This window comes from Streptomyces netropsis (assembly GCF_014203545.1).
Taxonomy (GTDB): domain Bacteria; phylum Actinomycetota; class Actinomycetes; order Streptomycetales; family Streptomycetaceae; genus Streptomyces; species Streptomyces netropsis.
Genome location: NZ_JACHJG010000008.1, coordinates 277,474 through 289,961 on the forward strand (window position 1 = coordinate 277,474; position 12,488 = coordinate 289,961).

Below are 12,488 nucleotides of genomic sequence, written 5' to 3' on the forward strand. Positions count from 1 at the left end.
TCGTCGCCACGGGCCCGCCCCGGGGGGTCTGTCGGATCAGCCGGATCAGAAGGGCTTGGTCGGCAGGTACTTGCCGTCCAGGGTGATCACCGCGCGCTCGCCGCCCTCGGGGTCGGCGACCTTCTTCACGTCCAGCTTGAAGTTGATCGCGCTGATGATGCCGTCGCCGAACTGCTCGTGGACCAGGGCCTTGAGCGTGGTGCCGTAGACCTGCAGCATCTCGTAGAAGCGGTAGATGGTCGGGTCGGTCGGAACGGCGCCGGGGATGGAACCGCGCGTCGGGATGGTCTGCAGCAGCATCGCCGCGTCGTCGTCCAGGTCCAGGAGCTCGGCGACGGCCTTGGCCGAGGTCTCCGGCAGGGGGTGCTGGCCGAGCACGGCGGCGGTGACGAAGGCGACCGACAGGCCCGCGGCGTCGGCGATCTGCTGCCAGGAAAGGTCCTTGCGCACCTTGGACTCGACGGCCTTGACGGCGAGGGCCTGACGGGCGGTGGGGTCGAACTGGGCGTGCACCATGAGAAGGGTTTCCTTTCGGGGTGTGCCGCTCCCGAGGAGAAAGAGGGAACGGCAGGTTCTGGGGTGGAGAGGGGTGATCCCGGGCCGTCGGGAGGGCTCCAGGGGATCGGGATGGGGGGCCTGGGTCAGGCTGCGCGGGCAGCCTGACGACCGGGGGCGGCGACGTCCTCGACCGAGCCGGTGGGGATGTCGTAGACCCAGCCGTGCAGGGTGACCGTGTGCTCCGCCAGGGCGCGGGCCACCGAGGGGTGGGTGGCCAGGTTCGCCAGCTGGGCGAGCACGTTCTCGCGCACCAGGGCGTCCACCTTCCGCGCGCCGGTTTCGGCGGTGGCACGGGCCCGGGAGGCGTCCGCGTGGCGCAGCCAGTCGGCGATCGCGGGCGCACCGCTCAGGTCGTGGTTCTCGGCGAGGGCGGTCATCGCGCCGCAGGCGGAGTGCCCGCACACCACGATGTCGCGCACGCCCAGGACGGCCACGGCGTATTCGATGCTGGCCGCCACCCCGTCCGAGCCGGGGGTGTAGGCGGGGACGAGGTTTCCGGCGGTGCGGATGACGAAGAGCTCTCCCGGCTCGCTCTGGGTGAGCAGCTCCGGCACCACACGGGCGTCGGAGCAGCTGATGAACAGCGTCGTCGGCCGGTGCGTCGCGGCCAGGTGGGCGAAGAGCTCCGCCTTGGCCGGGTAGATGTCCCGCTGGAACCGCGCGACACCCTCGGTGAGGTCTTGCATGGTCACTCCCTTCGGTGGCTGTCTGCCCCGTGGGGCTGACGAGATCCACCATGCATGACCTGCTCCTATAGCGTCCAATACCCAATACACATGACAGTCATCGATGACATCTATAGTTGTGGTCATGGCTCTGGAACTCCGTCACCTGCGCTATCTGCTCGCCGTCGCCGAGCACGCCAACTTCACCCGTGCCGCCGAGGACCTGCACATCTCCCAGCCCACGCTTTCCCAACAGATCAAACAGCTCGAGCGCACCGTCGGCGCCCAGCTTCTCGACCGCACCGGCCGTACCGTCCGCCTCACGGACGTCGGCGAAACGTATGTGCACTACGCCCGCCGCGCCCTGCGCGACCTCGCCGCCGCCGAGCGTGCCGTGGTGGACGTGGCCGACCTCTCCCGCGGCCATCTCCGTCTGGCCTTCACCCCCACCTTCACCGCCTACCTCATCGGCCCCCTCGCCGCTGAGCTGCACGCCCGTCATCCCGGCATCACCCTGGACCTCAAGGAGCTGCCCCAGGACCGCATGGAGGCGGGCCTGCTGGCCGACGAACTGGACCTCGGCATCGCGTTCCACGGCTCCCACTTGCCCGGCATCACGGCAACCGCGCTGTTCACCGAGACTCTCGGCCTCGTCACCGGCACCCGACGGTCCGGCACCGACGGGCGGGATCCACTGCCGGTACGGGACCTCTCCGGCCGCCATCTCGCCCTGCTCAGCGGCGACTTCGCCACCCGCGGGCACATCGACGCCTACTTCGCGACCCACCACGTCACGCCGCGCATCGTGGTGGAGGCCAACTCCATCCAGGCCCTGACCGAAATCGTCCAGCGCACCACCCTCGCCACGGTCCTGCCCGACGCCATCACCCACGACCACGCCCGCCTCACCCCCGTCCCCCTCGAACCCGCCCTCCCCGCACGTACCGTCACCCTTCTGCGCCGCGAAAGCGCCTACCAAAGCGCTGCCGCCCGGGCCTTCACCCAGCTCACGCAGGACCATGTACACGCCCGCGGCTACACCCCCGCCTGAAGGCACCGTGAGTTGACCTTCAAGCTGGATGAACGTCGATCATCGTGGTCATGGACAGCACCACGGAAATGTTGAGCATCAGCGCCTTCGCACGACGGGTCGGTCTCGCCCCGAGCGCTCTGCGCTTCTACGACGACTGCCGCGTTCTGCGGCCCGCGTACGTCGATGGGGCGACCGGCTACCGCTATTACCGCCCGGACCAGGAAAACCGTGCCCGTCTGTTGCGGAGTCTGCGGGAGGCGGACCTGCCGCTGGCCGATGTCGCCGCGGTACTCGACGGGCCCGGCGAAGAGGCCCGCGCCGTGCTGGAGCGGCACCGCGACAGGGTGCGGGACCAGACACACGCCGCTGTCGCCACGATCGCGGAGGTGCTGCGCGACCTCGCCGGACCAGGGGCCCCCACCCGGGTGCGACTCGGCGGCGTCGAGCTGGCCAGTGCTGTCCGCCAGGTGGCGCCGGCCGTCGGCCGCGACGAGCAACACCCTGTGCTCGGGTGTGTCCTCGTCGAGGTCGATGACTGCGAGGTCCGGCTGGTGGCCACCGATCGCTATCGCTTCTCGATGCGCACCCTGAAAGCGGCAGCGGTGGAGGGGCCGTCCTGCCGATTCCTGGTGGATGCGGCTGCCCTGATCGGGACCGGGGCGTGGGCCGCGCGTTCCTCCGAGGTGACCATCGAGGTCGGGCCGGAAGGGGTCAGCGCACACGGCACGTCCGAGTCCCGCACGCTTCCCGTGGTGGACGGCCGGTTCCCCGCCTACCGCGACATGTTGTCGGACCTGGCTCCCCCCGAAAGCCGGGCGATCGTGGACCGGCTGGCCCTGCTCGAAGCGGTCAATGACTGCGGCGAGACGCCAGGCATCGCCCTGCGTCTCGGCGAGGACGAGATCGTCGTCTCACGCCCTGATCACTCCGGCGCGACGGTTCTGCCTGCCGTCCGCCAGGAGGCCCTGCCGTTCCGGATCGGCTTCGACCCCGCCGTCCTGGCGCCGGCCCTGGAAGCCGGTGTCGGACCGGACGTCCTGCTCGAGATCTCCGCCGTGACGCAACCGGTCGTGGTGCGTTCCGCGGACCAGGGCACCTTCACCACCTTGGTCATGCCGATCGGTCTCGACGCCCACGTCTGACCTGCCCCCGACACCTCACACCCGATCCCCGAGGAGCCGAGATGGACCCCCACAACGCTGTCGTGCGACTGTGCGCACAGGGCATGAGCGCCGAGGCCGAAGGCCGGGAGGCCGACGCACGCGATCTGTTCCTGCGAGCGTGGGAAGCCGCGGAGAACGACTACGGCGCCTGCGTCGCCGCGCATTACGTCGCCCGGCACCAACCGACGCCGCAGGAGACGCTGCGCTGGAACCAGGAATGCCTGACCCGCGCCGACCGGGTCGGCGACGACCGCGTCCGCGGCTTCTACGCCTCGCTCCATGCCAACATGGGCCGCGCCCATCTGGACCTCGGACAGCCCGAAAAGGCCCGTGAGCACTTCGAGTCCGCGGCCGAAGGCCTGGCCGACGTTCCGGCGGGCCAGTACGGAGAGTGGCTCCGTCTCCGCATTGCCAGAGGGCTGCGGGTCACGGCTGCGGCGGGGGCAGCGCAGGAAGACCCGATTCGGGGCCTCCTGATGCGGTTCTGCGAACGCGCCGACCTCGAATCGCTGAGTCTGCTGCTCCCCGCCTACCTGGGCGGGCTCGGCCGGCCCGAGGACGAGGAACGCATCACCACCGCCCTGCGCATGCTCCACGCCGAGCGCCGCCTCCCCGAACCGGAGCAAGCCGCTCTCGGCCACGCGATCACCCTCCGGTCCGCCGCCTAGGACGCCCGCGGTCACGCTCACGACGGCCGGCGGGCAGCCCCTTTTCGTTCATCGGCCGGGGTCCGCTCATTCGGCCCGGTAGCCCGGGACGGACGGCCAGCGGACCGTCAGCACGACGGATTCCTCCTCGGCACACCAGGAGTGGTCGACACCCCTGCCCCAGACGACGTAGTCGCCCTGCCGCACCAACAGCACACTGCGCCCGGGAAGTTCCACGCGGAAGCGGCCGCTGATGAGGACCAGCAGGGCGGTACGTTCCTCGCCGTTCACCCATCGTGTGCGTTTGTCGCCCCGCGGATGAACACCCCACTTGATCTCGACGTCCTCGCTGTGCCGGGGGTCCGCGGTGTCCTTGAAGTGTCCGAGCAGCCATCCTCGGTCCAGCGCCGCGTCCCGCCCCGCGTTGCCCACATACACGCTGTCGTCCATCGCACGGAAGGTAGCAGCGGCAACCCACCGCTCGTGTGCCGGGCCCGTCCACCCGCCGCCTTCAGCGTGACGGCGTGGTCGGCGTCGTCGGCGTCGTCGAATTCGGCTCGTATGTACGTAATGAGCGCGTCGTTGGCGATCCCGCTCCAGCAGGCGATCGGCCGACAAAAGTGGTGTCGGTGTACTCCACTGTGTCCCCTGCACATCAAAGGTGATTTTTGATCAGTTGTCCGCGGCCTAAATCCTCAAGTCGGCTCGTTATCCAATCCATTCGCTTTCGTACGAATGCCTCAAGAGGCCTCGGCTCGGCATCAATACCGCGCATCAACAGCCCGGAACCGGGCACGCCTCTGGTGTGTCAATAATGGGTGCGCCCCGCGAAGGCGAGGCGCACCGAACCACGAGAGCACCGTTACAGGGGGCACACGAATGAAGAGCGATCAGCCACACCAGGGAAGGCGACGACGACGCCTGGCCCGTAGGGTTTCCATGCTCATCGCCCTTACGCTGGGCGCCGCCCTGCTGGCAACGCCCGCATCGGCCGCCGGCGTGCACACCCCGGCCGAAATCGGGCACCACTCCCCCCTCAGCAGCACGGACGCCCGTCCGGTGACCGCCGGCGCGGTGGGCACCACAGCATCGCTGCACGGATCCGTCTCCTCGACGCACCACAAGACGGCCGATCACAAGAAGCTGGCCAAGGACAAGGACAAGGACAAGAAGAAAAAGAAAAAGAAGAAGGGCTTCTTCCGTAAGCTGGGTGCTGCCCTGCTGGTGGTCCTGATCCTCGGCGTCCTCTTCGTCGTGGCGCTGATCGTGCTGGTGATCTTCCTGATTCGCCGGGCCTCCCGGCGTCGCCGTTCCTGATAGCGGATCACGAAATGGCCCGCGGTGAAATCGCGGGCCCTTTCACATACCCGATTGCCCTGGCGACGGGGGAAAGCCGCGCCCGTGGACACAAAAAGGCGGGCCCCTGCTCCCTCCACGGCAGGCCACCGGCCAGAGGCCGGCCACCGCCGCAGTCCGGCGTCCGCACCGCGCCTGACCTCCCGCCCCGCGGCAACGGTTCGATGGCGATCTCCCCCGCGGTCGCCTCTTGCCCAGCTGACGGATACGCGACAAGATGCCGGTGAACGCGCAGCCCGCTCACCGTGCACAGCAGCCTCGCCATCGAACCGGAATTATTTTCTCCGCTCCGTCACGCATTCCCGTTCCGATACTCCGACCTCCGTTTACTCATGAGTAAGAATCCCGCATTCCCTCGGAGAGGCCGAGTAAGGGCCCATCCCTGCTGTGCCGACAGGTGTTCGCGGCCATCGAGAGATATCCAGTGAGCATGTCGATAGGACTGGTGTGAATTGAACAGCCAATTACGTCAGCTGTGGGGCAACCGTACGGCGATCGCGGCCGTCCGAAGACGGATCTCCGCGATGGTGGGAGCAGTCGCACTGATCGCGGCCGTCCTCACCGGCGCCGCCACCGGCACAGCCGCCGCCACGACCGGCACAGCCGCGGTTGCGGCCGGCGAGTCCAAGGCCGCCGCGGGCGGGTGGTCCTGCTCCGGGGCGCCCGTTCCGGCCGGGTACGTCATCACCATGTACGACCGCAACGGCTGCAAGGGCGCAGGTGCCTGGTTCCAGCAGCCCGCCCGCGATGGGATCTGGACCTGCTCCGGCTCGCCGATCGTCTCCGGGTACGTCATCAGCATGTACGACCGCAACGGCTGCAGCGGCATCGGTGCCTGGTACCACCAGCTGGCCCGTGACGGCATCTGGACCTGCTCCGGCTCGCCCATCGTCTCCGGGTACGTGACCACCATGTACGACCGCAACGGCTGCAGCGGCATCGGCGCCTGGTACCACCAGCTGGTCCGCAACGGCATCTGGACCTGCCCGGGCTCGCCCATCCCGGCCGGCTACCGCAGCACCACCTACAACGCGACCGGGTGCAGCGGCCTCGGCGCGTGGTACACCGTACGCGCCTGACGTCGAACGCACTTGACGTCTGACGCACCTGACTTCTCGCGTGCCTGACTTCTGGCGCGCACACCGAAGGCACCGCGCACCCCGCGGTGCCTTCGGCACGCACGCCGAGGCTTCTCGTCAGCCGAGGACCGTCGACGCCTGCTCCTTCGCCCGGCGGCGGGCGGCGGCGGCCTGGGCCGTGTCGCCGAGGTGATCCGCGAGTCGCGCCCGGGCCACCCAGTTGTAGGGACTCACCGGGCGCAGGCCGGTGCGCTCGCTCAGCAGCGTACGGGCCACGTCGTCCCGTCCGGCGCGAAGAGCCGCTTCCACCAAGGTCCGCTGCACGGCGTCCCGCTGGGCGTGACTGCCCCCGAAGGCGTGCAGGCGGTACCGCAGCGGGAGCAGGAGTTCGACCACCTCGTCGTACCGCTGCCGCCCGTACGCGAGCAGCGCCCGGCTCACCGGCAGTCCGACCTCGGCGGTCATCGCCACGTTGGAGACGTCCGGACCCGTGGAGCGGACCCAGGCCTCCCGGTCACGGATGAGGCGTTCGGCCTCGGAGGTGCGGTCCGCGCCGACGTAGGCCATGACGGCGTGCATGTCGTTGAAGACGTAGTAGGCGCCGTCCTGGCGTCCGGCCCAGGCGTCGGCGAGCGCCGCCCAGCGGCCGCCGGTGTCGATGTCGGCCAGATACAGCCGCCACAGCAAGGACGCCGCGTCCAGCAGCTCCATCGCCGCCCCTGCCGATCCCTCGTGGTGAACGGCGTCGTCGTAGACCTCCAGCACCTGGTCCGTGCGCCCCGTCTCGAGTACGTAGAGGGCGTAGTGCCACCAGTTGTGGACTTTGAGGTAGTTGCCGTCCGTCCAGTCTCCGGCGCGGTCGTCCAGGTAGCGGATGCCCTCGGTGAACCGGCCCTGCATCTCGTAGGCGTGGACCACGGCGTGGATGCCCCACACGTCGCGCGCATTGCGTTCGACGGCCGCCAGCCCCACCTGTTCCGAACGGCTGTAGTGGCCTGCCTCCTCCAGGCCGAACGCGTACATGCCGAGCAACAGCCCGAAGTGCGGGTCGTCCTCGTCCCAGGCGGACAGCGCCCCGCCGACGCGGTCACGCAGCAGTGCGGCGCTGCCGGTGAAGAAGTCGATCTGGTGGCCCACCGCCAGGGCCAGTGCGTCCCGCGGGTTCGCCACGCTGATCTCGCCGAGGATGCGGCCGGCCCGGTGGATGTCGCCGTCCAGCCAGGAGGACGCGGCCGCGAGGTGCATACGCTCCCGAGGCGTCACGTCCGTCAGGCGTACGCCCCGGCGGAACGCGTCGAAGGACGTCCGGGCCTCGGCCGCGTCCTTCTCCTCCGTCCCGAGCAGGCCGAGGTAGGCCGTGAGGACGTTCCCCATGACCGAGTGCGGGGAGGCACGGACCGCCGCCCGGGCCTCGGTGGTCACCTCTTCCCGGAAGAAGAGCAGATGCTCCAGCGCCTTCTCGTAGTGCCGCACCGCATCGGCACTGGTGTGCGTCATCGCCTGAGCGTGCCGGTCCGTTCCCACTCCGGTTCCTCCCGTGCGACCGCCGCGTCACCGCGGCAGCCCTCTTGACGTGTGCTCGGCCGCCTGCCGGACATCGCGGCGGCCTTTCATGCCTGCCCCCTCGCACGGGTCCGGAAGCGGCCGGAGGGCATGGACGCCGTCCGCCCGGCGGCGGGTGAACGTACGGGCGTACGGAGCACACCGCGCCCGGGCCCCGCAATCTGGGCGCCCCGTTTCACGCTCTGCCGAAAACCCGGTCTACGCGACACTCTGGCACAATCTGGACTGGAGTTCTGGAAGGGCCTGTTGATGCCACGAGGTTCGCCGCAGACCACCGCGAGCACCACGAGCCACGCCGTCCGCCCGGCCGGACCGGTGCGGTGATCCCGGCGCAGGGCACCCGGCCCGACCGGGACGCGCACGTCGTGGTCGTCGGAGCGGGCTTCTCCGGAATCGGCGCCGCCGTCCGACTGCGCCGGGCGGGGTTCCGCGACGTGCTCGTCCTGGAGAAGGGGCCACAACTCGGCGGCACCTGGAGGGACAACACCTACCCGGGCTGCGCCTGCGACGTGCCCTCGACGCTCTACAGCTACTCCTTCACCCCGGACACCGCCTGGACGAGGGTGTTCGCCGGGCAGCAGGAGATACACGCCTATCTGCGGTCGACGGCCGAGCGGTACGGGCTCGGCGACGTGCTGCGCTGCGGGGTGCGGGTCCTGGGAGCCCGGTGGGACCCGGCCCTCGGGCGCTGGCGGCTGGAGACCAGCGACGGGCCCCGTACCGCCGCGATACTGGTCCTGGCCACCGGGCCGTGGCACGTCCCGCGCCACCTCGACGTGCCCGGCGTCGAGGAATTCCCCGGGCCCGTACTCCACACCGCCCGGTGGGACCACGACGTCGATCTGGCCGGCCGCCGCGTGGCCGTGGTGGGGAGCGGCGCCTCCGCGATCCAGCTCGTCCCGGCCATCCAGTCCCGCGCTTCGGCGGTGCATCTCTTCCAGCGGACCGCCCCATGGGTGCTACCCAAACCGGACCTGCCGGTCCCCGCCGCGTTCAACCGGTGCCTGGACCGTGTGCCCAAGGCCCGGCGGGCCTTGCGCGCCGGGCAGTACGGGCTGCAGGAGAGCCTCGGCTGCGCCTTCCGCCACCCGGAGCTCGCGCGCCTCGTCGAGGCCGGCGCCCGCGCGCACCTGCGGCTCACGGTCCGTGACCGGCGGCTGCGCCGGGCGCTCACACCGGACTACCGGCTGGGCTGCAAGCGCCTCCTGACGTCCAGTACCTACTACCCGGCCCTGGCCCGGCCGCACGTTCACCTTCACCCCACGGCCGTGGCGGCTGTCCGTGGCCGCGAGATCGTCGGCGCCGACGGCACCGCGGTCCCGGCCGACGTGCTCGTCACGGCCACGGGCTTCCGTGTCGGTGAGCTGCCACTGGCCCGGAGCCTGCACGGCGCGGACGGCCGTACCCTCCACGAGGCCTGGGGCGGGGAGCCGCGGGCCTACCTGGGTACCAGCGTCAGCGGATTCCCCAACCTCTTCGTGCTCCTGGGACCCAATCTGCTCGGCGGCTCCACCTCCGCGATCACCGTCCTCGAAGCGCAACTGACATACCTCACCTCGGCCCTGACCCATCTCGACCGCAGCGGCCACGCCGCCCTGGACGTCCGGCCGGGCGCGCAGGCCGCGTACAACACGGCGGTACAGGAGGCGCTGCGGACCACCGTGTACAACTCCGGCGGCTGCACCAGCTACTACCTCGCCCCCAGCGGGCGGAACACCTTCGCCTGGCCCTGGTCGACCGGGCGGCTCGTCCACCGGCTGAGCCGCTTCGATCCCGGCGCCTACACCTGGTACACGCCGACCGGGCCGGCCCTCCTGCCCGCTCCCGCGGCGCCGCGGGACGGCCACCACGCGACGCCCACGCCAGGAGAGCAGCGAGGAGAGCGGCCATGACACGGCGTCCACACCTGCGGCCCTATGACCGGGAGGTCCACGGCCACCTGCCCCCGGGCGTCGTTCCCGAGCCGGTCGCAAGCCCCACCGGCTGGTACTTCGCGCGGTTCAGCAAGCACCTGCGACGTGGCCAGGTGGTACCGGTCACTTATATGTCGCACGAGTACGCCCTGTTCCGAACGGCCAGTGGGCAGGTCGGCATGATCGAGAGTCAGTGCTGCCACATGGGCGCGCATCTGGCCCGGGGCGGATACGTCCGCGAGGAGAGCCTGACCTGCGGATTCCACGCCTGGGAATTCGACGTCGCAGGCCGCTGCGTGAAGATCCCCGGCGGTTGCCGCATCCCGTCCCGGGCGGCGCAGCGCAGTCTCACGGTGAGGGAACACAGCGGATGCGTCTGGTTCTGGCACGGACCCGGTCCCGCGGAGCCGTTCACCGACCTCGACCACGCGCGGGACCGCCGGCGGTACCTGTACCTGCCCGGTGAGGTGCACGTCTGCCACTCGGACCTGCTGACCGTCAGCGAGCACGTCACCGATGTCGCGCACTGGCCCTGTGCGCACGGCGCGCCGGGGCCGATGACGTACGTTCCCCTGCGTGACGAAGGCCGTCACTTCTCCTTCGTGATCCGGCCGGTCGACATGAACGTCACCCGGGTGCAGCGCTTCCGCCCGTATGCCCGGGTCACGATGGCGAGCCCGACCCTGGCTCTGGTCAGCGCCCAGTCCCGGCCGGAGCCGGACACCAGGCCGCCGATGCTCACGGTGATCGCCGCCGTGAGCCCTGTGCGTCCCGATCTGACGATCGCGATCTGGGCCGTCGTCGTACGCAAGCTCGGCCCGGACTGGCTGCTGTGGCCGGTCAACCGGCTGTGGGCGGCATTCCTTCGGCGTGTGGTGCGGCGCAACGCGGCGTCCGATGTGGACGTCCTGCGGTGGCGACGCCCCGTGGCCAAGGACCTGTGGTCGGCGGCGGACGGCGACTCGGTTCGCGCGTACCGGCGCTTCTACCGGCGCAACCTCCCTCCGGGCCCGTAGGGCCGCGGATCAGTTCACGTCGACGTCGTCGAAGAGTTCCAGCATCCGGCCGAGGACCTGTACGCAGGTCGTGACGTCGGCGTCGGTGAGGTCGCCGCCGACCTGGCGCAGCAGAGCGTGTTCGTGGTGGAGCACGGCATTGATGGCCGCCCGCCCGTCGTCGGTCAACGAGATGAGCGAGGACCGCTGGTGGGCCGGGTTCGGGAGGATGTCGACGAGGTGCCGTGCCGCGGCGTCGTTGACCATGCGCTGCACGAACTGGCGGCTCAGCGCTTGGGCGCGGCCCATCTGCGGGACGGTCATGGGTCCGTGCTCGCGGAGCAGCTCCAGGACGCCCCGCACTCCGACGGAGATCCCCTGGATCGGCGCGTCCTGCTCGACCTTGCGCTGGACGCGCCGGTACAGCGGCCCCACCAGGGCGAAGACCTCCATGAGTCGGGGAGCGAGGTCGTCGGGCGGGAGGGGCGGGTCAGTGTCGGTCATCCGACCATGATGACACCTGGGGTGCCGTCTTTCGGAAAAGAACATGACACCTGAGTTGTCGAATCCCTCGGAGTATGGCACCTTGGTTGTCATGAACGACGCCTCCGACATCCGCACGTTCGAGAGCCACGACGGCTCCCTCGCCTACCGCGACACCGGCAGCGGTCAGCCCCTGGTGCTGCTGCACGCGGGCTTCATGGACCACACCCTGTGGGACGACCAGATACCGGCCCTCGCGCGCCACCACCGGGTGATCGCCCCGGATGCCCGCGGACACGGCTGGTCCTCCAACGCGAGCGGCCCGTTCCGCCAGGCCGACGACGTCGCCGCGCTGTTGCGTCACCTCGCCGTCGGCCCCGCGGTCCTCGTCGGGGTGTCGATGGGGGCGAACATCGCGGTCGACACCGCTCTGGAACACCCCGGCCTGGTGCGGGCCCTGGTCCTCAGCGGTGGCGGCACCCCCGGCCCCGGTGCCCCCTGGATCGAGGAGCTGCGAGCCGCCCAGTTCGGCGCGCTGGGCGCGGGGGACATCGGGGGCTGGCTCGACACCTTCGCGCGCAGCGCGGCCGGCCCGCACCGCACACCCGACGCCGTCCACCCCGACGTCGTACGACGGCTGCGGGAGATGGCCGGGCGGACCATCGCCAAGCACACCGCCGCCGAACCGGACTTCAACGTCCCCGTGACCGACACCCGGACGCGCGCGAAGGAGATCTCCGTTCCCGTCCTGGCGCTCAACGGCGCACTCGACGCGCCCGACCTCATCGGCATGGCCGAACACGTCGCGCACGCCGTCGCCGACGGCCGCGTCACGGCCGTCGAGAACACCGGCCACTTCCCCAACATGGAGGAGCCGGACGCCTTCAACCGGACTCTCGAGGAGTTCCTGCACACGCTGTAGCAGCTCATCGGTGAGCCCGGCGACCGCCTGTCGCGGCGGGCGTCCGGCGCCCGGGAGGACGTGACCCATCGGCAGACGCGAGACGCCCGGTGGCTCGGTGCTCCCGGGCAC

Annotated in this window: 13 protein-coding genes; 8 read left to right on the plus strand and 5 right to left on the minus strand. The window is 70.3% G+C overall.

Annotated features, from left to right (window positions below; genetic code table 11):
- Positions 1–45: 45 nt before the first annotated feature.
- Together cynS and FHS38_RS20775 are read right to left on the minus strand one after the other, a co-directional pair.
- Entirely contained in the window at positions 46–516 is a 471-nt protein-coding gene (gene cynS, locus FHS38_RS20770; RefSeq protein ID WP_184735501.1) for a cyanase, read from the minus strand.
- Between the two features lie 125 nt (positions 517–641).
- Complete coding sequence (locus FHS38_RS20775) at positions 642–1,244, minus strand: carbonic anhydrase (RefSeq protein ID WP_184735503.1); 603 nt, start codon at positions 1,242–1,244, stop codon at positions 642–644.
- 124 nt (positions 1,245–1,368) lie between these two features.
- On the opposite strand from FHS38_RS20775, the gene cynR reads away from it, so the two are divergent.
- From cynR to FHS38_RS20790, 3 genes are read left to right on the plus strand one after another with little or no spacing between them, the layout of a single operon-like run.
- A complete protein-coding gene (gene cynR / locus FHS38_RS20780; protein WP_184735504.1) occupies positions 1,369–2,274 on the plus strand; it encodes a transcriptional regulator CynR in 906 nt (301 codons plus the stop codon).
- A 50-nt stretch (positions 2,275–2,324) separates the two neighbouring features.
- A complete protein-coding gene (locus FHS38_RS20785; RefSeq protein WP_184735506.1) occupies positions 2,325–3,398 on the plus strand; it encodes a DNA polymerase III subunit beta family protein in 1,074 nt (357 codons plus the stop codon).
- A gap of 41 nt (positions 3,399–3,439) precedes the next feature.
- Positions 3,440–4,087, plus strand: coding sequence for a hypothetical protein (locus tag FHS38_RS20790; protein WP_184735508.1), 648 nt, complete (start codon positions 3,440–3,442; stop codon positions 4,085–4,087).
- 66 nt (positions 4,088–4,153) lie between these two features.
- Here the strand turns inward: FHS38_RS20790 and FHS38_RS20795 are convergent, their stop codons facing one another.
- Positions 4,154–4,516 carry a cupin domain-containing protein gene (locus FHS38_RS20795; RefSeq protein WP_184735510.1) on the minus strand — a complete coding sequence of 121 codons (363 nt, stop codon included), beginning with the start codon at positions 4,514–4,516 and terminating at the stop codon, positions 4,154–4,156.
- Between the two features lie 489 nt (positions 4,517–5,005).
- Here FHS38_RS20795 and FHS38_RS20800 point away from each other — a divergent pair, with 489 nt between their 5' ends.
- Both FHS38_RS20800 and FHS38_RS20805 read left to right on the plus strand, forming a co-directional pair.
- Entirely contained in the window at positions 5,006–5,383 is a 378-nt protein-coding gene (locus FHS38_RS20800) for a hypothetical protein (protein ID WP_184735512.1), read from the plus strand.
- A gap of 563 nt (positions 5,384–5,946) precedes the next feature.
- Complete coding sequence (locus tag FHS38_RS20805; protein ID WP_184735514.1) at positions 5,947–6,501, plus strand: hypothetical protein; 555 nt, start codon at positions 5,947–5,949, stop codon at positions 6,499–6,501.
- 117 nt (positions 6,502–6,618) lie between these two features.
- On the opposite strand, the gene FHS38_RS20810 is transcribed toward FHS38_RS20805, so the two are convergent.
- Complete coding sequence (locus tag FHS38_RS20810; RefSeq protein WP_221495186.1) at positions 6,619–7,998, minus strand: tetratricopeptide repeat protein; 1,380 nt, start codon at positions 7,996–7,998, stop codon at positions 6,619–6,621.
- A 386-nt stretch (positions 7,999–8,384) separates the two neighbouring features.
- Between FHS38_RS20810 and FHS38_RS20815 the strand changes: the two genes are divergently transcribed.
- Positions 8,385–9,956 (plus strand): flavin-containing monooxygenase, encoded by a 1,572-nt coding sequence (locus FHS38_RS20815; protein WP_184735518.1) that lies wholly within the window; start codon positions 8,385–8,387, stop codon positions 9,954–9,956.
- Positions 9,953–10,993 carry a Rieske 2Fe-2S domain-containing protein gene (locus tag FHS38_RS20820; protein WP_184735520.1) on the plus strand — a complete coding sequence of 347 codons (1,041 nt, stop codon included), beginning with the start codon at positions 9,953–9,955 and terminating at the stop codon, positions 10,991–10,993. Before FHS38_RS20815 ends, FHS38_RS20820 begins: the two co-directional genes overlap by 4 nt.
- A 9-nt stretch (positions 10,994–11,002) precedes the next feature.
- Here FHS38_RS20820 and FHS38_RS20825 read toward each other — a convergent pair whose 3' ends face one another.
- Complete coding sequence (locus FHS38_RS20825; protein WP_184735522.1) at positions 11,003–11,476, minus strand: MarR family winged helix-turn-helix transcriptional regulator; 474 nt, start codon at positions 11,474–11,476, stop codon at positions 11,003–11,005.
- Positions 11,477–11,567: 91 nt separating this feature from the next.
- Between FHS38_RS20825 and FHS38_RS20830 the strand changes: the two genes are divergently transcribed.
- Positions 11,568–12,377 carry an alpha/beta fold hydrolase gene (locus tag FHS38_RS20830; RefSeq protein ID WP_184735524.1) on the plus strand — a complete coding sequence of 270 codons (810 nt, stop codon included), beginning with the start codon at positions 11,568–11,570 and terminating at the stop codon, positions 12,375–12,377.
- Positions 12,378–12,488 lie beyond the last annotated feature (111 nt).

Excerpts from the sequence above, each read along its gene's own strand:
- cynS (WP_184735501.1), bottom strand. The coding sequence starts at position 516 with ATGGTGCACGCCCAGTTCGACCCCACCGCCCGTCAGGCCCTCGCCGTC.
- FHS38_RS20775 (WP_184735503.1), bottom strand. The coding sequence starts at position 1,244 with ATGCAAGACCTCACCGAGGGTGTCGCGCGGTTCCAGCGGGACATCTAC.
- cynR (WP_184735504.1), top strand. The coding sequence starts at position 1,369 with ATGGCTCTGGAACTCCGTCACCTGCGCTATCTGCTCGCCGTCGCCGAG.
- FHS38_RS20785 (WP_184735506.1), top strand. The coding sequence starts at position 2,325 with ATGGACAGCACCACGGAAATGTTGAGCATCAGCGCCTTCGCACGACGG.
- FHS38_RS20790 (WP_184735508.1), top strand. The coding sequence starts at position 3,440 with ATGGACCCCCACAACGCTGTCGTGCGACTGTGCGCACAGGGCATGAGC.
- FHS38_RS20795 (WP_184735510.1), bottom strand. The coding sequence starts at position 4,516 with ATGGACGACAGCGTGTATGTGGGCAACGCGGGGCGGGACGCGGCGCTG.
- FHS38_RS20800 (WP_184735512.1), top strand. The coding sequence starts at position 5,006 with ATGCTCATCGCCCTTACGCTGGGCGCCGCCCTGCTGGCAACGCCCGCA.
- FHS38_RS20805 (WP_184735514.1), top strand. The coding sequence starts at position 5,947 with ATGGTGGGAGCAGTCGCACTGATCGCGGCCGTCCTCACCGGCGCCGCC.
- FHS38_RS20810 (WP_221495186.1), bottom strand. The coding sequence starts at position 7,998 with ATGACGCACACCAGTGCCGATGCGGTGCGGCACTACGAGAAGGCGCTG.
- FHS38_RS20820 (WP_184735520.1), top strand. The coding sequence starts at position 9,953 with ATGACACGGCGTCCACACCTGCGGCCCTATGACCGGGAGGTCCACGGC.
- FHS38_RS20825 (WP_184735522.1), bottom strand. The coding sequence starts at position 11,476 with ATGACCGACACTGACCCGCCCCTCCCGCCCGACGACCTCGCTCCCCGA.
- FHS38_RS20830 (WP_184735524.1), top strand. The coding sequence starts at position 11,568 with ATGAACGACGCCTCCGACATCCGCACGTTCGAGAGCCACGACGGCTCC.